Raw genomic sequence first — 16,882 nt, 5'->3', positions numbered from 1 at the left:
ATCCGCTCCAGCTGGACGTCGACCACCGCGTGGTCCGCCCGTCCGAGCGGTCGCCACCAGGGCCGTGCCCGCCACCGCCCCATCGCGACGGTCGACCGCACGGTCAGCGGGAGCGCGGTCGGCGGGACGGCCTGGGTCACGTACGCGACACCGCCGGACGGGAGGCCCGACACGGCTCCGCCGACCGGCGTCACCACCCCGGCGAGTGCGTCGAGCAGCGTCGACTTGCCGGATCCGTTGGGCCCGGTGAGCGCCGTGACGACCCCCGCGGGGAACGTCGCGTCGAGGCCGTCGAGCACCGTCCGGTCGCCGCGTCGGACGACGAGGTGCGCGACCTCGAGGGCAGGGGGGACTGCGGTGGTGAGCACCTGAGCACGCTATCAGTATCGATAGTCGTTTTCATGTAGCGTCTCGCAGCGTGACCTGGCTGACCGATCCGTTCTCCGTCGACTTCATGCTGCGCGCGCTCGCGGGCGGCACCCTGGCGGCGGTCCTCTGCGCGGTCGTCGGCACGTGGGTGCTCGTCCGCGGCATGGCGTTCCTCGGCGAGGCCCTGGCGCACGGCATGCTCCCCGGCGTCGCGGTCGCCACCCTGACCGGGATCCCGGCGGTCCTCGGCGCCGCGGTGAGCGCGGGCGTGATGGTGCTCGGCGTCGGGGCGCTCCGCCGCCGGGCACGGCTGTCGTACGACACCTCGATCGGGCTGCTCTTCGTCGGCATGCTCGCGCTCGGGGTCATCATCGTGTCGTCGTCGCGGTCCTTCGCCACCGACGTGACCGCGATCCTGTTCGGGGACGTGCTCGCCGTGACCCGCGCGGACCTCGGCGGACTCGCGATCGCCGTCGTCGTCGCGCTCGTGCTCGCCGCCGTGTTCCACCGGCCCTTCACCGCGGCGGCGTTCGACGCCCGGAAGGCCACGACCCTCGGGCTCCGCCCCCGACTGGCCGAGGTCGTGCTCGTCGGCCTCGTGACGCTCGCCGTCGTCGCGTCCTACCGTGCGGTCGGCACGCTGCTCGTCGTCGGGCTCCTGCTCGCCCCGGCCGCGGCCGCCCGCGCGTGGACGAAGCACGTCGGCTCGACGATGCTGCTCGCCGCGGGCATCGGCACCGTCGCGGTCGCGGTCGGCCTGCTCGTGTCCTGGCACCTCGGCACCGCCGCCGGAGCGAGCATCGCGGCCGTCGCCGTCGGATCGGTCGCCGTCTCGCGCGCCCTCGCGGCCCTCCGCCCGCGGGTGTCCGGCCCGCGACCGACCACACGCACACCAGCACCAGCACCAGCACCGGCACCGGCACCGGCACCACGAGAGGCAGCATGAACCAGCCCACGAAGCGACGCGCACCCGCGCGCCTGGCCACCACCACCGCGATCGCCGCCGCCCTGGCGATCACCGCCACCGCCTGCTCGACGGGCGGATCCACCGGACCGGCGGCCGACGGACCGACCGGCACCGCGAAGCCCCACGGCTACGTCGCGGGCGCGAGCGAGGCACAGGAGCCGCAGGTGCGCCTCCTGGCCGTGTCCGCCACCGGCGCGACCGCGATCCACGACCTGCTCACCGGGGAGACCACCGACCTCGACCCGGTCGACGCCCCCGAGCACGCCGCAACCGACGGCCGGTTCCTCGTGACCAGCACCGACGACCGGACGACCATCGTCGACGGCGGCTCCTGGACGGTCGACCACGGCGACCACACGCACTACTACGCCGCGCAGCCGCGGGTCGTCGACACGATCGACGGCGGCGGTCCGGTCGAGGTGCACTCCTCGGAGACCATGACGACCATCACCTGGCCGGAGCGCGGCGAGGCGGTCGTCCTCGACCGCGCGGCCCTCGGGCAGGGCGAGGTCGAGGAGACGACCCGGGTCGACGCGACCGTCCTGCTGCCGTTCGGCGAGCAGCTCGTGGCCGGGGACGGTGACGTCGTCCGCCTGCTCGACGCCGACGGCGAGCCCACCGGCACCGAGCAGGCGTGCGCCGACCCCGCGGGCGGCACCGTGACCCGGGCCGGGGCGGTCGTCGGTTGCGCGGACGGCGCGGTCGTCGTCGGCGACGACGGCGGGACCTCCGTCGTCGCGCTGCCGGCCGGCGCGGACCGGCCGACGGCGTTCTCGGCACGCTCCGGACGCCCGACGGTCGCCGGACTCGCCGGGGACCGGGGCGCGTGGCTGCTCGACGTCCGTGAAGGCACCTGGCGCCTGGTCGAGACCGAGCGGCCGCTGCGCGCGGTGACGGCGGTCGACGACGAGGACGAGCACGTGGTGGGCGTCGACGACCAGGGGCGGGTCGTGGTCGTCACTGCGTCGACCGGGGCCGTCGCCACCACGCAGCCGCTCCTGGACCCCGCCGCCGAGCCGCTCCTGCAACTCGACGCGCAGCGCGCCTACGTCACGGACGCGTCCGGGGAGCAGGTGCACGAGGTCGACTTCGCCGACGGCGCCCGGGTCGCCCGGTCGATCGAGCTGCCCGAGGCCCCCGTGGCCTTCGCCGAGGTCGGGCTGTGACGCGCCGCCTCCGGGCCGCCGCCGCACTGGCCGTGGCCGCCGGTCTCGTCGTGACCACGGCGGGCTGCTCGTCCGCCGGGTCGGACCGACCCCTCGTCGCGGTCACGACGAACATCCTCGGGGACGTCGTGACCGAGGTGGTCGGGGACGCCGCCGACGTCATGGTGCTCATGCCCGCGGGCGCCGACCCACACTCGTTCGAGGTCTCCGCGAAGGAGGCCGCACAGCTCCGGACCGCCGACCTGGTCGTCGAGAACGGCCTGGGGCTCGAGGAGGGGGTCGCCCGTCACGTCGAGGCAGCCGCCTCCGACGGCGTCCCGGTGTTCACCGCCGGCGACCACGTCGACGCGCTCGAGTGGACGACCGAGGACGACAGCGGGCCCGACCCGCACCTCTGGACCGACCCCGAGCGCATGGTCGACGTCGTCGAGGCGCTCGACGCCGACCTGCGCGACGCCGGTGTCGAACCGACCGGCACCGACGCGTACCTCGACGAGCTGGCGACGCTGGACGACGAGATGACCGACGCGTTCGCGGGCATCCCCGAGGACCGGAGGGCGCTCGTCACGAACCACCACGTGTTCGGGTACCTGGCCGACCGGTACGGCTTCCGCGTCGTCGGCGCCGTCATCCCGAGCGGCACCACGCTGGCCTCGCCCAGTGCAGCAGACCTGCGCGACCTGGCCGCCGCGATCGACGAGGCGGGCGTCCCGACGATCTTCGCCGACCTCTCGCAGCCCGCACGGCTGGCCGAGGTGCTCGCCGACGAGGTGGACGTGCACGTCCGGATCCGGTCCCTCGCGACCGAGTCCCTGACCGAGGACGGCGACGCCTCCACCTACCTCGGGATGATGCGCTCCAACACGAACGCGATCGTCGCGGGCCTGTCGATTTCTAATTGAGAATGAGAATCAGTACAGTGAACGGCATGACACCACTCCGCACCACGCTTGCGCCCGCTGCCCTGCTCGGCGCCGCCGCCCTCGTCCTGACCGGCTGCTCGACCGGCCCCGCTGCCGAGGCCGAGGGCACCCGCACCACGAAGGCCGCATCAGCCGGAGGCGACCGCATCGTCCTCACCTACGACGGCGGCCTGCTCACCCTCGACCAGGACCTGCAGGTCGTCGCCGACGACGCGATCGACGGCTTCACCCGCGTGAACCCCGCCGGGGACGGCCGCCACGTGCTCGTCACGGTGCCCGAGGGCTTCCGGGTCCTCGACACCGCCGCGGCGCCAGCCCTGACCGACGCGGTGTTCCCCGCCGACACCGGCGGCCACGCCGTCGTCCACGGCGAGAAGACCGCCCTGTTCGCCGACGGTTCCGGCGACGTGACCGTGTTCGACCACGACGAGCTCGACGGCGACCGCCTGCCCGACGTCGAGACCACGGAGTCCGAGGCCGCCCACCACGGTGTCGCGATCATGCTGGAGGACGGCACGCTCCTCAGCACGATCGGCACCGAGGAGGAGCGCACCGGCGTCCGCGCGCTCGACGAGGACGGCGAGGAGCTGGCCCGCTCCGAGGCGTGCCCGAACGTGCACGGCGAGGGGGCGGTGCAGGGCGAGGTCGCGGTCTTCGGCTGCACCGACGGCGCCCTCGTGTACCAGGACGGCGCGTTCACGAAGATCGACGCCCCGACCGAGTACGGCCGCACCGGCAACCTGTTCACCACCGAGGACTCGTCCGTGGCCGTCGGCGACTTCAACGACGACCCGGACAGCGAGGGCTACCTGCTCGACCAGGTCGCCCTCATCGACGCGGCCTCCGGCGAGTACCGCGTGGCGGACATGCCCGAGGGCGTCGGCTTCACGTTCCGCGACCTGGCCCGGGGCCCCGGCGACGAGGCCGTGGTCCTCGGCTCCGACGGCGCACTGCACACCTTCGACGAGCAGACGGGCGAGCCGATCGACTCCTTCGACGTCATCGACGCGTGGGAGGGTCCGACCGAGTGGCAGGACGCCCACCCCGCGCTCAAGGTCGTCGGCGACGTCGCCTACGTCACCGACCCGGCCGAGCGGAAGGTCCACGCCGTGGACCTCACCACCGGGAAGGTCGTCGCGTCGAGCGACGAACTGCCGGGCGTCCCGAACGAGATCGCGGTCGCCTGACGGCGTACTGTCCGCGACATGCCCGCTCTCACCGACACGTTCACCCTCTCCAACGGCCTGCACATCCCGAAGATCGGCTTCGGGACGTGGCAGATCCCCACCGGCTCCGAGGCGTACGACGCCACGAAGACCGCCCTCGAGGCCGGCTACCGGCACATCGACACCGCGCTGGCGTACGGCAACGAGGCCAGCGTGGGCGAGGCGATCCGCGACAGCGGCATCGCGCGCGACGAGGTCTTCGTGACCACGAAGCTGCCCGCCGAGGTGAAGACCGCCGACGGTGCACGCAGCGCCTTCGAGGAGTCGTCCCGCAACCTCGACCTCGGACACGTCGACCTGTACCTGATCCACGCGCCGTGGCCCTGGAGCGACATGGGCTCCGACCACCGTGACGGCAACGTCGAGGTGTGGAAGGTCTTCGAGGAGCTGTACGAGGCCGGCCGCACGAAGAGCATCGGTGTCTCGAACTTCGACGTCGCCGACCTGCAGGACCTGCTCGGTCGCACCGACGTCGTCCCGCACGCCAACCAGATCCGCTGGTTCATCGGCAACACCCAGGACGAGACCACCGCGTTCGACCGCGAGCACGACATCCTCACCGAGGGCTACTCGCCGCTCGCGACGGGCGGTCTGCTCGAGAACGCGGCCATCCGCGAGATCGCCGGCAAGTACGACAGGTCGGTGGCCCAGGTCGCGATCCGCTACCTGCTCGACAAGGACGTCCTCCCCCTGCCGAAGTCGACCACGCCGTCCCGCATCGCGGAGAACGCGGACGTCGACTTCACGCTGTCCGACGAGGACCTCGCGACGCTCGACGGGCTGCACGACACCGACAGCTGAGCTCAGTACCGGTGCTGAGGCCCTCCGATGGTGTGACCATCGGAGGGCCTCAGCACGAGTGCCCGTCGATGCACGGGAAGCGCCACGCCGGTCTCGTCGACCGTCAGCGCCAGGTCCGCGCGACCACCCAACCGTCACCCTCGGGGACGATGTCGACGACGACCGCGTCCTCGTCGGCGCTCACCTGGAAGCGCCACCCGACCGTGCGCTCCGGCGCGTGCGTCATCGCCGACGGCAGGAACTCCGCCGTCGCGGTCAGCCGCGTCGGGCTGTCGCTCACCCGCCAACGGCGATCCCGCCACACCATGCGGTCCGGTACCCCGCGCTCCCACCACACCGTGGCGACCTCGTGCGTCAGCATCATCTCGACCTCCCGTTCGAACGTGTGTTCGAATGGTAAGCGATAGCCGGACGACACGCACGCGCGGGATGGACGGGTGCGCACGGCGTCCATCGACGCGCACCGACGCAGGCCCGCGGCGGTTCAGTCGCTCGCGGCAGCCCGCGCGGTGAGCATCCCGAGGAGCGCCAGGGCATCCGCGTCGGGGGAACCCTGCGGCGCGGTGTAGAGCACGAGGAACTGGTCGCCGTCGACGAGCGCGAGGCTGTCGCAGTCGACCGTGACCGGCCCGACCGACGGATGGTGGAAGGTCTTCGTGAGCACCGGGGCCGGCTGCACGTCGTGCCGCGACCACAGCCGCTCGAACTCCGCGTTGCCCGTCCGGAGTTCGTCGACGAGCGCGATGACCTCCGGGTCCGAGGGGTGCTGCGCGAGCGTCGTCCGCAGCTGCATCACCACCTGGTGCCGGAACTCGGCGCCGTCGGCGATGCCGTACGGCGGCTCGGACGCCCCGCCCGTCCCGCCGACGGGGAAGGCCTGCCGGGCGAGGTTGCGGTCCCGACGGTCCCGCAGGGCGAAGTCCTCCATGAGCGCGGCGGCGAGGGGGTTCCACGCGAGGACCTCGAAGTCGGCCGCGAGCACGATCGCAGCGGTCAGCGGCAGACGGTCGACGACCGCCAGGATGCTCGGCCGCACCTGACGCCGGAGGCTCGCGGTCCGGGTCCGCGCGGTCCCGGCGAGCAGGTGGAGGTGGTCGGACTCGGCGTCGGTGAGCCGGAGCGTCCCCGCGATGCCGGCGAGCACCTCGGCCGAGGGGCGCGGGGCTCGTGCCTGCTCGAGCCGGACGTAGTACTCGGTGGAGATGTGGGCGAGGACCGCGACCTCCTCGCGGCGCAGCCCGGGCGTGCGCCGACGCGTCCCCGACGGCAGCCCGACGTCCTCCGGGCGCAGCCGCTCGCGCCGGGCGCGGAGGAACGCGGCGAGCTCGTGCTTGTCCATGCGCCGATCCTCCCCCGCGAGCGCGACGCCGTCCTGGTACCGGGTGTACCTGGCTGCGCGGTCGCCGCAGGACGGACGCTGACGGCATGACCGATCACACCACCACCCGTCCGAACGGCCTGCTCTCCGGCAAGGTCGTCTTCGTCTCCGGCGCCAGCCGCGGCATCGGTGCTGCCGCCGCCCGCCTCTTCGCCGACGAGGGCGCCGCAGTCGTCCTCGCCGCGCGGAGCACCGGGTCCCTCCAGACCGTCGTCTCCGGGATCCGCGACGCCGGCGGCACCGCCGACGCCGTCGCGCTCGACCTCGCCGACCCGGCGAGCATCCGAGCCGCCGTCGACCGTGTCGGCGAGTTGCACGGACGACTCGACGGCGCCTTCAACAACGGTGCCGCGATCCAGCAGCCCGGTCCGCTGGACACCACGAGCGACGAGGACATCGACACCCAGTTCGCGGTCAACTTCCGCGGGCACTGGGTCGCGATGACCGCGGAGGCCGCCCTGATGCGCCACTCCGGCGGCGGGGCGATCGTGAACACCTCGAGCATCGGCAGCCGCCGGGCCAACCCGGCACTGCCGGCCTACGGGGCGATGAAGCGCGCCCTGAACAGCATCACCGAGACCGCAGCCGTGACGTGGGCACCCGAGGGCATCCGGGTCAACGGCATCACCCCGGGCGGCACCGCGACGGACATGATCGCCGCGTGGGTGGCGGCGACCCCGGGGATCACGGAGCAGATCGACGCCTCGGTGCCGCTCGGCAGGATGGCCCGCCCCGAGGAGGTTGCCGAGGTCGCCGCCTGGCTGCTCAGCGACCGGGCCTCGATGGTGACCGGTGCGAGCATCCCCGTGGACGGCGGCGCCGGGGCCTGACGCACCCGCGGTACCCGCTCGGCTGGACGTGGGCCGTCCGTGCTGCCACGACCGAGGCGCACCATGGACCACGACCCGGGAACACGCGCCCGGGGTCGCCGGTTGCACCCGGTGATGCCGCAGCCAGCGGCAACGACGACGCCCAGGAGGCCAGCATGACCACGACCGAGACCGCCATCCTCGCCGGCGGGTGTTTCTGGGGAGCGCAGCAGCTCCTCCGCCGCCGACCCGGCGTCATCAGCACGCGCGTCGGCTACTCCGGCGGGGACACCCCGAACGCCACGTACCGGAACCACGGCGACCACGCCGAGGCCGTCGAGATCGTCTTCGACCCGTCGCAGATCTCGTACCGCGACCTGCTCGAGTTCTTCTTCCAGATCCACGACCCGTCCACGAAGGACCGGCAGGGCAACGACGTCGGTCGCAGCTACCGCTCGGCGATCTACTTCACCAACGACGAGCAGCGCCAGGTCGCACTCGACACCATCGCGGACGTGGACGCCTCCGGCATCTGGCCGGGCAAGGTCGTCACCGAGGTCGAGCCCGCGGGCGACTTCTGGGAGGCCGAGGAGGAGCACCAGGACTACCTCGAGAAGTACCCGGCGGGGTACACCTGCCACTTCGTGCGTCCGGGCTGGAAGCTCCCGCACCGTGACGAGGCGACCGCCACGGTCTGACGTTCGATCCGACGGACGGGAGGCGCGGTGCCAGCTGGCACCGCGCCTCCCGTCCGTCACGGGGTACGCAGGCGACGTGAGGACACAGTCGCCGCCCGCTAGAAGTGCACTATGACCACTTCCTCCCGCACCCCGCTCGGCGTGACGCTCGTCGACGGCGGCGCCAACGTCGCGCTCTTCTCCAGCACCGCCGAGCGCGTCGAGTTCTGCCGCTTCGACGAGGACGGCACCGAGCACCGCACCGAGCTGCGCAACCGCACCGGCTACACCTTCCACGACGTCGTGCCGGACGTGACCGTCGGCACCCGGTACGGCTTCCGCGTGCACGGCGCCTGGGACCCGGCGAACGGCCTGCGCCACAACGCCGCGAAGCTCCTGCTCGACCCGTACGCCACGGCCGTCGACGGCTCGTACGAGTGGGGCCAGGCCCTGTTCGGCCACGACATGGAGGACCCGGAGCAGATCGACGAGACCGACTCGGCGAGCGCCATGCCGAAGTCCGTCGTCGCCGACCGCGCGTTCGAATGGGACGGCGACCAGCTGCTCCACACCCCGTACGCCGACACGGTCGTCTACGAGGTGCACGTCAAGGGCTTCACGAAGCAGCACCCGGACGTGCCCGAGGAGATCCGCGGCACCTACGCGGGCCTCGCACACCCCGCCGCGATCAAGCACCTGACCGACCTGGGCGTGACCGCAGTCGAGCTGCTGCCGACGCACCAGTTCGTACAGGACTCGACCCTCGCCGACAAGGGCCTCCGCAACTACTGGGGATACAACAGCATCGGCTTCTTCGCCCCGCACGACGAGTACTCGTCCTCGGGCACGGCCGGCCAGCAGGTCACCGAGTTCAAGGAGATGGTCAAGGCCCTGCACGCCGCGGGGCTCGAGGTCATCATGGACGTCGTCTACAACCACACCGCCGAGGGCAACCACATGGGCCCGACGCTGTCCTTCAAGGGCATCGACAACGCGTCGTACTACCGCCTGGTCGAGGGCGACGAGGGCAACTACTTCGACACGACCGGCACGGGCAACAGCCTCAACGTCTCGCACCCCTCCGCGCTCGGGCTCATCACCGACTCGCTCCGCTACTGGGTCGAGGAGATGCACGTCGACGGCTTCCGCTTCGACCTCGCGACGACCCTGACCCGTCAGGACGGCGAGGCCGAGAAGCACTCCGCGTTCCTCGACATCATCCACCAGGACCCGGTGCTCCGCGAGGTCAAGATGATCGCCGAGCCGTGGGACACCGCGGGCTACCAGGTGGGCGGCTTCCCGGCCGACTGGTCGGAGTGGAACGGCAAGTACCGCGACGACCTCCGCTCCTTCTGGCGCGGTGACGAGGGCACCCTCGGCGACGCCGTGCAGCGCACCCTCGGCAGCCCGGACGTCTACGAGGGCTCGCGCCGCTCCCCGCTCTGCTCGGTGAACTTCGTCACCGCGCACGACGGCTTCACCCTGGCCGACCTCACGATGTTCGCCGAGAAGCACAACGAGGCGAACGGCGAGGACAACAACGACGGCGAGAGCAACAACACCTCGTTCAACGGCGGCATCGAGGGCCCGACCGACGACGGCGCGGTGAACGACTACCGCGACCGCCAGCGCCGGAACTTCCTCGGCACGCTCATGCTCTCGGCGGGCATCCCGATGATGCTCGGCGGTGACGAGATCGCCCGCTCGCAGGGCGGCAACAACAACGCCTACTGCCAGGACGACGAGATCTCGTGGTTCGACTGGGAGGCCGCCGACCAGGACCTGCTCGCCTTCACGACCGCGGCGATCGCGTTCCGCAAGCAGCACGCGGCGCTCCGCCCGATCTGGTACCGCACGGCACCCGGCGACTCCGAGTCGACCGTGCAGGTGCTCCGCGCCGACGCGCAGGGCTTCGAGGACGGCGACTGGGCCGACGCGGGCAACCGTGCCGTGATCCTGGTGCTGCAGCAGGGCGACGACACCGTCGCGGTGCTCATGAACGCCTCGGACACGACCGTCGAGTTCACGCTGCCGGAGAAGCCGGGCGGTGGCACGTGGTCGCTCGGTCTGTCGAGCGACCCGGACCAGGCGGTCGAGGGTGACGCGACGTCGCTGCTCGTGCGCGACGCGTCCTTCACGGCGCTGGTGTAGTCCTCGGTCGCACGGACACACGGACGGGAGGCGCGGTGCCGGCTGGCACCGCGCCTCCCGCCCGTCGTGTGGGGACCCCAATGACTGGACAGGCGTTGTACATGTACACTCCTGTCCATGCCGGTCTCATCGAAGCGACGTCTCGTCGCCGACGCCCTCCGCGACGCGATCGCGTCGGGCCGGTACCGCGCGGGTGAGCGCCTGCCCGGCGAGCACGACCTCGCCGAACGGTTCGCGGTGAGCCGCGGGACCGTCCGGGCCGCCCTCGCCGACCTGGCCGACGACGAGTACATCGCCACCCGCGGGGGCATCGGCTCCGTCGTCACGTTCGACGGCGCCACGCTCGACCCGCGCGGTGGCTGGGCCCGGTCGATCGCCGCGTCGGGCACCGAGGTGACCACGCGCATCCTGCGGCTCGCCCGGCTGGACGACCCGCGCCTCCAGGCCGAGGTGGACGCAGCGGAGGCGACCTTCGTCGCCGTCGACCGGCTCCGCACCGTCGTCGGCGGGCGACCCGTGTCGCTCGAGCGCAGCGTGCTGCCGCACGTCGGGCGCCTGGCGGCCGCGACGACCGACGGACTGGTCGACGACTCGCTCACCGCAACCATCGCCGAGGCCGGCCTCGTCCCCGCGGAGGCCGAGCAGTGGGTCGACGTCGTCCCGCTCGACGTCGACGACGCGGCGCTGCTCGACCGGCCCGCCGGCACCCCGTTCCTCCGGAGCCGCCGCGTCTCCCGCACCGCCGACGGCACGTTCGTCGAGCGCGTCGACAGCCTCCTCGACCCCGACCGCTTCCGGCTGCACATGCGCTTCGGGACGGCACGATGACGACCCGACAGCACCCCGTGGACGACCACACCGCAGCCCTCGCCGCTCTCACCGGACTCGCGATCGGCGACGCCCTCGGCATGCCGACCCAGTCGATGTCGCTCGCACAGATCCGCGCCGACCACGGTGTCCTGACGGGCTTCGTGGACGCCGGGCCGCACCAGCGGATCGCCGCCGGCATGCCCGCGGGCACGATCACCGACGACACCGAGCAGGCCGTGATGGTCGCCGAGCTGCTCCTGGAGGGCGACGGGCGCATCGACCCGACCCGCTTCGCCGAGGCGCTCATCGCCTGGGAGCGCGCGATGGAGGCGAAGGGCTCGCTCGACCTGCTCGGGCCGAGCACCAAGACGGCCGTGCAGCGGATCCTCGACGGCGTCCCGGCGTCCGAGGCCGGGTCGACCGGCACGACGAACGGCGCCGCGATGCGCATCGCTCCCGTCGGCATCGCCGTGCCGTCCGGCGACCTCGTGCGGCTGGTCGACGCCGTGCAGGACGCCTGCCGCGTCACGCACGACACCGGGCTCGGCGTGGCCGGCGCGAGTGCCGTCGCCGCTGCGGTCAGCGCGGGCATCGACGGGGCATCCCGCACCGAGGCACTCGACGCCGCCGTCGCGGCCGCCACGATCGGCGCCGAGCGCGGACACTGGGTCGCGGGTGCCGACATCGCGGCGAAGACCGCCTGGGCACGCGGGTACCTGCCGACCGTGCCCGCGGCGGACCGGATCGACACGGTCTCGCGGCTCATCGGCACGAGCGTCGCCAGCCAGGAGTCCGTCGTCGCCGCCCTCGCCCTCGTCGCACTCGACCTCGACCCGTGGGAGACGCTCTGCACCGCAGCGTCGATCGGCGGCGACACCGACACGATCGCCGCGATGGCCGGGGCCGTGCTCGGCGCCGTCGACGGTGCGGACGCCTGGCCCGCCGACGCCGTCGCCACCGTGACGACCGTCAACCACCTCGACCTCGGCCCGCTGGTCGACGGACTGCTCACGCTCCGCCACCGCGGCTGACCCCGACGCCGAGCGGTGGCGTCCCCCCTCGCCACCGCTCGGTCCCCCTTCCCCACCCGCACCACCCCTCCCGCACCACCCCTTCCGACGACGCAAGAGGACCCCATGGCCGACGCCACCACCACGCTCTCCAGCGGCACGCTGACGAGCATCGAACAGCGCGGCATCGAGCCCGTGCCCGCCGACGAGCGGAACGGCCGACCCGGCGCGCTCTTCTGGGTCTGGTTCGCCGCGAACATCTCGATCCTCGGGCTGCCGCTCGGCGCGACCCTCGTGGCGTTCCAGGGGCTGACCATCTGGCAGGCCCTCCTCGTCGCCGTGATCGGCGCGGCCGGGTCCTTCGCGGTCGTCGGCGTGATCTCCGTGGCCGGCCGTCGCGGCGGCGCTCCCGGCCTGACCCTGAGCCGTGCGGTGTTCGGCGTGCGCGGCAACGTCGGGCCGACCGCGGTGTCGCTGCTCTCCCGCCTGGGCTGGGAGACCGTGAACACCACCACCGCCGCGTTCGTGCTGCTCTCGCTCTTCGCGATCCTCTTCGGCACCGACGGTGACGCGAAGGCCCACCCGGTGCTGACGATCGTCGCGATCCTGGTGTTCGTCGTCGCCACGGTGCTCGTCTCGGGCCTCGGCCACGCGTTCATCGTCGCCGTGCAGAAGTGGGCGACGTGGGTGTTCGGCGCCCTCAACGTCTTCGTCGCGGTCTTCCTGGTGCTCCGCGTCGACTGGGACGTCGTCGGGTCGCAGCCCGCCGGTCCGGTCAGCGCGATGGTGATCGGCATCGGCACGATCGCCGCCGGCACCGGCATCGGCTGGGCGACCGCCGGCGCGGACATCGCCCGCTACACCCGGACATCCGTCCGGGCAGGGGCCCTGATCGCGGCGAGCGCCGCGGGCGCCGGGATCCCCCTCGTCGTGCTCGTCGGACTCGGCGCGCTCGTGTCCGCCGGCGACCCGACCCTCGCCCAGGCCGGTGACCCGGTCGCCGCGATCCGCGACCTGCTGCCCGGCTGGATGGCGATCCCGTACCTCGTCGCCGCGTTCGGCGGCCTGCTGCTGTCGAACCACCTGTCCGTGTACTCGGCCAGCCTCACCACGCTCACCCTCGGCATCGCGGTCCCCCGCGTCTGGGCAGTCGCGGTCGACGTCGTCGTGACGACGCTCGGCGCGATGTACTTCATGCTCGTCGCTGACGGCTTCTACGCGCCGTTCATCACCTTCATCTCGGTGCTCGCCGTCCCGATCACCGCCTGGCTCGGCGTCTTCACCGCCGACATGCTCCGGCGCCGCTGGTACGACCCCGTCGCGCTCCTCGACCTCCGTGCCGGTGGCCGCTACTGGTACCGCGGCGGGGTCGCGTGGGGAGCCCTGGCCGCCTGGGTCGTCGCGATCGTCGTCGGGTTCCTGTTCACCGCGGTGCAGGTGGGCGACGCCGAGCCCGTGTTCGTCGGGGCGTTCTCGGCGAGCTGGATCGGCGCGAACGGCCTCGGCTGGATCGTCACCTTCGTCGTCGCCGCAGCCGTGTACCTGCTCACCGGCGGCGCACGCGGCCAGGTGCTCGCCCCCGAGCAGGGCCGCTGATGCCCCGGCTCGTCTCGGTCGGCAACGTGATCGTCGACATCGTCATGCGGGTCGACGCGATCCCGGAGCCCGGCGGGGACGTCATCGCCTCGGCATCGACGATCACCGCGGGCGGCGGCCTGAACACGATGGTCGCCGCCGTCCGGGACGGCATCGACGTGGCCTTCGCCGGCCAGTACGGCACCGGCCCGTTCGGTGACGTCGTCCGCGCAGCACTCGCGTCGTCCGGCGTCGAGGTCCTGCAGCCCGGCCTCGACGACGTCGACAGCGGCTACTGCGTCGCCCTGGTCGACGCCTCGACCGAGCGCACGTTCGTCACGAGCGTCGGCGCCGAGCGTCGCCTCGACCGGTCGGACCTCGACCGCGTGGAGCTCCGCTCCGACGACACCGTGTTCGTCTCCGGCTACGGCCTCGCGCACGCTGTGAACGGCCCGGCGATCGCGGACTGGATCGGCACCGTGCCGCCCTCCGTCCGCGTCGTGCTCGACCCGTCACCACTGGTCGACACACTCGACCCGGCGGTCCTCGGCCCCGTCACCGCGCGTGCGGACGTGGTCAGTGCGAACGGCCGGGAGGCGCGGCTCCTGGCCCCGACGGCCGCAGGACTCCCCGAGGCGGTCACCACGATCGCCGCATCCGCCCGCGGCACCGCCCTGGTCCGCGACGGCGCAGCGGGCTGCTGGGTCGCCGAGCCCGGGGCCGCCCCGGTGCTGGTGCCCGGCTTCGCCGTCGACGCGGTGGACTCGAACGGCGCGGGCGACGCCCACGGCGGCGTGCTCGTCGCGGCCCTGTCCCGCGGTGCCTCGCTGGTCGACGCGGTCCGGCGGGCGAACGCGGCGGCGGCCCTCGCCGTGACGCGGCACGGTCCGGCGACGGCACCGACCGCGGCGGAGACGGACGCGTTCCTGGCGGCGCACCCGTCGGCCTGACACCGCCTGTCCGGTCGTCCCCCGACGGCCAGCGGGACACACGGGGCACACGGAGTTGACTGACCACTCCCCCACCAAGGAGACCCGATGCTGTCCCTCATCTACTCGAGCGTCGCCACCCGATCGCTGGACGACGACGACCTCGCCGGACTGCTCGCGCAGAGCCGGCGCGCCAACGAACGGAACGACATCACCGGTGTCCTGCTCTTCCGCAACGGCTACTTCCTGCAGCTGCTCGAGGGGCCGGACCAGGCCGTCCGCGACAAGATGGCCACGATCAAGCACGACGAGCGCCACACGAAGGTCACCGTGCTGACCGAGGAGCTCATCGAGGAGCGGCAGTTCCCGGAGTGGACGATGGGCTACCCCGCCCAGGACACCGACGTCGAGCAGGCGCCGGGCTACCGGACGACCTTCGAGGACCTCGACGCCGGGGACGGCACGCAGTTCAGCTCCCTGCCGGCCCTCCGCGAACTCATCCGCTGGTTCCGTCCGGCCGGTCGCTGACCGCTCCCGATCAGGCGCGTCCGTCCGTGTAGTACCCCGCCTCGAGGTCCTCGAGCAGGGTCGGCCCCGTCGGACGCCAGTCGACGACCCCCCGCGTCCGCACACTCGACGCCGGCTGGTCCCCGCCGAGCAGCGCGCCGAACACGCCGAGCTCCGTCGGGTCGACGGCTCCCACCGGCAGGCCGGTCCGCCGTCCGATCACCTCGGCGACGTCGCGCATCCGGACGCCCTCCTCGGCGACGGCGTGCAGGACGGCACCGGCGGGGGCGCCCTCGAGGGCCGCGCGGACGAGCCGCGCGGCATCGCCGACGTGCACCGCCGGCCACCGGTTCCGACCGTCACCGACGTACGCCGCCACGCCGAGCTGCCGATCGAGGCCGACGAGCGCCGCGATGAGTCCGTTGCGGTCGCCCTCTCCGTGCACCGTCCGCGGCATCCGCACGAGCCCGGCCCGGATCCCGCGGTCGGCGAGGCCGAGCACCGCCGAGGCGGTCCGCGCCCGGGCTCCCGCCGGTCCGTCCGGGTCGAGCGGGTCGTCCTCGGTGGCCGTCCCCGCGGCGTTCGTGGGCGTCCCGGAAGCGGCGAAGAAGGCCCTGCCGCTGTCCGCGAGGGCGTCACCGACGGCGGCCAGCAGGGCGACCTCGTTGTCGATCGTCTCCTCGAACGCGCCGAAGTCGAGGGTGAAGGCCAGGTGCGCCGTGGCGTCCGCGAGCCGGACCTGCTCGACGATGCGGTCGTGGTCGGTCATGTCCCCGCGGACCGACCGCGCGCCCATGGTGTGGAGCCGTTCCTCCGAGTCGTCCGACCGGGCGAGGCCCACGACGTCGTGTCCGCGAGCGAGCAGGTCGCCGACGAGGGCGCTCCCGATCCATCCGGTGGCGCCGGTGATGAAGATGCGCATGAGTACTCCTTCGTGATGAGACTTGGTCTCGTCACTACACCCGACGAGACCGAGTCGCATCGACTAGGATCGGAGCGTGGCGCGCTGGGAACCGGACCCGCGCGGGCGGCTGCTCGACGCGGCGCTCGCGCTCTTCGGCGAGCAGGGCTACGACCGGACCACCGCCGCACAGATCGCCGAGCGCGCCGGGCTGACGAAGGCGACGCTCTTCCGGCTCTTCGCGGACAAGCGGGAGATCCTGTTCCAGGGGCAGGCGGCCACCGTCGACACGGTCCGACGCGTGGTCGGCGACGCCCCGGACGACCTCGACGGCGCCGCGCTCGTCGAGGCGGTGCTCGATGCACTCGTCGCTGAGCACGTGCCCGAGCAGCAGGCCGTCGGAGCCGCCATCGCCGAGCTGACGGCGTCGAGCGAGGCCCTGCGTGAGCGCGCCGTGCACAAGCGCTTCGTCATCACCGAGGCGCTCGAGCACGCGCTCCGGAACCGACTGCAGGACGACGCCCGGGCCGCGGTCCTCGCCTGGGCCGCCGTCCGCGCCTACTACGACGGCTTCGACCGGTGGACCGTCGCGGCGCCGGGCGCGGACCTCCGACCGCTGGTGGCCGAGGAGCTCGCGCACCTGCGCGCGGCCGCGGCGGACCCGGCGGTGCGGACCGGCTGAC

18 protein-coding genes are annotated in these 16,882 nt (G+C 73.0%); 14 read left to right on the top strand and 4 right to left on the bottom strand.

Annotated features, from left to right (window positions below; translation table 11 throughout):
• A partial coding sequence (locus H7A69_RS08540) for an ATP-binding cassette domain-containing protein (protein WP_182046662.1) occupies positions 1-368 on the bottom strand: 368 nt, incomplete at its 3' end.
• A gap of 50 nt (positions 369-418) precedes the next feature.
• On the opposite strand from H7A69_RS08540, the gene aztB reads away from it, so the two are divergent.
• From aztB to H7A69_RS08515, 5 genes are read left to right on the top strand one after another with little or no spacing between them, the layout of a single operon-like run.
• Positions 419-1,315, top strand: coding sequence for a zinc ABC transporter permease AztB (gene aztB, locus H7A69_RS08535; protein WP_182046661.1), 897 nt, complete (start codon positions 419-421; stop codon positions 1,313-1,315).
• Positions 1,312-2,502 (top strand): ABC transporter, encoded by a 1,191-nt coding sequence (locus tag H7A69_RS08530; protein WP_182046660.1) that lies wholly within the window; start codon positions 1,312-1,314, stop codon positions 2,500-2,502. The genes aztB and H7A69_RS08530 overlap by 4 nt, the downstream gene beginning before the upstream one ends.
• On the top strand, positions 2,499-3,404 hold the full coding sequence (locus tag H7A69_RS08525; RefSeq protein ID WP_182046659.1) for a metal ABC transporter substrate-binding protein: 906 nt from the start codon (positions 2,499-2,501) through the stop codon (positions 3,402-3,404). The genes H7A69_RS08530 and H7A69_RS08525 overlap by 4 nt, the downstream gene beginning before the upstream one ends.
• A gap of 26 nt (positions 3,405-3,430) precedes the next feature.
• Entirely contained in the window at positions 3,431-4,612 is a 1,182-nt protein-coding gene (locus tag H7A69_RS08520; protein ID WP_182046658.1) for a hypothetical protein, read from the top strand.
• Positions 4,613-4,630: 18 nt separating this feature from the next.
• Positions 4,631-5,452, top strand: coding sequence for an aldo/keto reductase (locus H7A69_RS08515; RefSeq protein WP_182046657.1), 822 nt, complete (start codon positions 4,631-4,633; stop codon positions 5,450-5,452).
• Between the two features lie 103 nt (positions 5,453-5,555).
• Here the strand turns inward: H7A69_RS08515 and H7A69_RS08510 are convergent, their stop codons facing one another.
• Both H7A69_RS08510 and H7A69_RS08505 read right to left on the bottom strand, forming a co-directional pair.
• The gene (locus H7A69_RS08510; RefSeq protein WP_069711858.1) at positions 5,556-5,816 is read right to left on the bottom strand and encodes a hypothetical protein; all 261 of its coding nucleotides are present in this window, start codon (positions 5,814-5,816) and stop codon (positions 5,556-5,558) included.
• Positions 5,817-5,936: 120 nt separating this feature from the next.
• Positions 5,937-6,791, bottom strand: a complete 855-nt coding sequence (locus H7A69_RS08505) for a helix-turn-helix transcriptional regulator (RefSeq protein WP_182046656.1) — start codon at positions 6,789-6,791, stop codon at positions 5,937-5,939.
• An 86-nt stretch (positions 6,792-6,877) separates the two neighbouring features.
• On the opposite strand from H7A69_RS08505, the gene H7A69_RS08500 reads away from it, so the two are divergent.
• The 8 genes from H7A69_RS08500 to H7A69_RS08465 all read left to right on the top strand — a co-directional run bounded on the left by H7A69_RS08500 (position 6,878) and on the right by H7A69_RS08465 (position 15,319).
• Complete coding sequence (locus H7A69_RS08500; RefSeq protein ID WP_182046655.1) at positions 6,878-7,660, top strand: SDR family NAD(P)-dependent oxidoreductase; 783 nt, start codon at positions 6,878-6,880, stop codon at positions 7,658-7,660.
• Between the two features lie 155 nt (positions 7,661-7,815).
• Positions 7,816-8,337, top strand: a complete 522-nt coding sequence (gene msrA, locus H7A69_RS08495) for a peptide-methionine (S)-S-oxide reductase MsrA (protein WP_066651533.1) — start codon at positions 7,816-7,818, stop codon at positions 8,335-8,337.
• 111 nt (positions 8,338-8,448) lie between these two features.
• Positions 8,449-10,467, top strand: coding sequence for a glycogen debranching protein GlgX (gene glgX / locus H7A69_RS08490; protein WP_182046654.1), 2,019 nt, complete (start codon positions 8,449-8,451; stop codon positions 10,465-10,467).
• 117 nt (positions 10,468-10,584) lie between these two features.
• Entirely contained in the window at positions 10,585-11,295 is a 711-nt protein-coding gene (locus tag H7A69_RS08485) for a GntR family transcriptional regulator (protein WP_182046653.1), read from the top strand.
• A complete protein-coding gene (locus tag H7A69_RS08480; protein ID WP_182046652.1) occupies positions 11,292-12,308 on the top strand; it encodes an ADP-ribosylglycohydrolase family protein in 1,017 nt (338 codons plus the stop codon). The genes H7A69_RS08485 and H7A69_RS08480 overlap by 4 nt, the downstream gene beginning before the upstream one ends.
• Before the next feature lie 105 nt (positions 12,309-12,413).
• Positions 12,414-13,883, top strand: a complete 1,470-nt coding sequence (locus H7A69_RS08475; RefSeq protein ID WP_182046651.1) for a purine-cytosine permease family protein — start codon at positions 12,414-12,416, stop codon at positions 13,881-13,883.
• Entirely contained in the window at positions 13,883-14,812 is a 930-nt protein-coding gene (locus H7A69_RS08470; RefSeq protein ID WP_182046650.1) for a PfkB family carbohydrate kinase, read from the top strand. Before H7A69_RS08475 ends, H7A69_RS08470 begins: the two co-directional genes overlap by 1 nt.
• 87 nt (positions 14,813-14,899) lie before the next feature.
• Entirely contained in the window at positions 14,900-15,319 is a 420-nt protein-coding gene (locus H7A69_RS08465; RefSeq protein WP_182046649.1) for a BLUF domain-containing protein, read from the top strand.
• 10 nt (positions 15,320-15,329) lie between these two features.
• Here the strand turns inward: H7A69_RS08465 and H7A69_RS08460 are convergent, their stop codons facing one another.
• Positions 15,330-16,220, bottom strand: coding sequence for an NAD-dependent epimerase/dehydratase family protein (locus tag H7A69_RS08460; protein ID WP_182046648.1), 891 nt, complete (start codon positions 16,218-16,220; stop codon positions 15,330-15,332).
• A gap of 76 nt (positions 16,221-16,296) precedes the next feature.
• On the opposite strand from H7A69_RS08460, the gene H7A69_RS17275 reads away from it, so the two are divergent.
• Positions 16,297-16,881 carry a TetR/AcrR family transcriptional regulator gene (locus tag H7A69_RS17275; RefSeq protein WP_220456213.1) on the top strand — a complete coding sequence of 195 codons (585 nt, stop codon included), beginning with the start codon at positions 16,297-16,299 and terminating at the stop codon, positions 16,879-16,881.
• The last annotated feature ends 1 nt before the right edge of the window (position 16,882 follow it).

This window comes from Curtobacterium sp. ME26 (assembly GCF_903970945.1).
In the GTDB taxonomy this organism is placed as follows: Bacteria; Actinomycetota; Actinomycetes; order Actinomycetales; family Microbacteriaceae; genus Curtobacterium; species Curtobacterium citri.
This window is presented reverse-complemented; position numbering and strand designations above follow the sequence as displayed.

What these genes read in the sequence shown, in the direction of transcription:
- H7A69_RS08465 (WP_182046649.1), top strand. Translation starts at nt 14,900, where the DNA reads ATGCTGTCCCTCATCTACTCGAGCGTCGCCACCCGATCGCTGGACGAC.
- H7A69_RS08500 (WP_182046655.1), top strand. Translation starts at nt 6,878, where the DNA reads ATGACCGATCACACCACCACCCGTCCGAACGGCCTGCTCTCCGGCAAG.
- msrA (WP_066651533.1), top strand. Translation starts at nt 7,816, where the DNA reads ATGACCACGACCGAGACCGCCATCCTCGCCGGCGGGTGTTTCTGGGGA.
- H7A69_RS08485 (WP_182046653.1), top strand. Translation starts at nt 10,585, where the DNA reads ATGCCGGTCTCATCGAAGCGACGTCTCGTCGCCGACGCCCTCCGCGAC.
- H7A69_RS08530 (WP_182046660.1), top strand. Translation starts at nt 1,312, where the DNA reads ATGAACCAGCCCACGAAGCGACGCGCACCCGCGCGCCTGGCCACCACC.
- H7A69_RS08510 (WP_069711858.1), bottom strand. Translation starts at nt 5,816, where the DNA reads ATGATGCTGACGCACGAGGTCGCCACGGTGTGGTGGGAGCGCGGGGTA.
- H7A69_RS08460 (WP_182046648.1), bottom strand. Translation starts at nt 16,220, where the DNA reads ATGCGCATCTTCATCACCGGCGCCACCGGATGGATCGGGAGCGCCCTC.
- H7A69_RS08520 (WP_182046658.1), top strand. Translation starts at nt 3,431, where the DNA reads ATGACACCACTCCGCACCACGCTTGCGCCCGCTGCCCTGCTCGGCGCC.
- H7A69_RS08480 (WP_182046652.1), top strand. Translation starts at nt 11,292, where the DNA reads ATGACGACCCGACAGCACCCCGTGGACGACCACACCGCAGCCCTCGCC.
- H7A69_RS08505 (WP_182046656.1), bottom strand. Translation starts at nt 6,791, where the DNA reads ATGGACAAGCACGAGCTCGCCGCGTTCCTCCGCGCCCGGCGCGAGCGG.
- H7A69_RS08475 (WP_182046651.1), top strand. Translation starts at nt 12,414, where the DNA reads ATGGCCGACGCCACCACCACGCTCTCCAGCGGCACGCTGACGAGCATC.
- H7A69_RS08515 (WP_182046657.1), top strand. Translation starts at nt 4,631, where the DNA reads ATGCCCGCTCTCACCGACACGTTCACCCTCTCCAACGGCCTGCACATC.
- glgX (WP_182046654.1), top strand. Translation starts at nt 8,449, where the DNA reads ATGACCACTTCCTCCCGCACCCCGCTCGGCGTGACGCTCGTCGACGGC.
- H7A69_RS08470 (WP_182046650.1), top strand. Translation starts at nt 13,883, where the DNA reads ATGCCCCGGCTCGTCTCGGTCGGCAACGTGATCGTCGACATCGTCATG.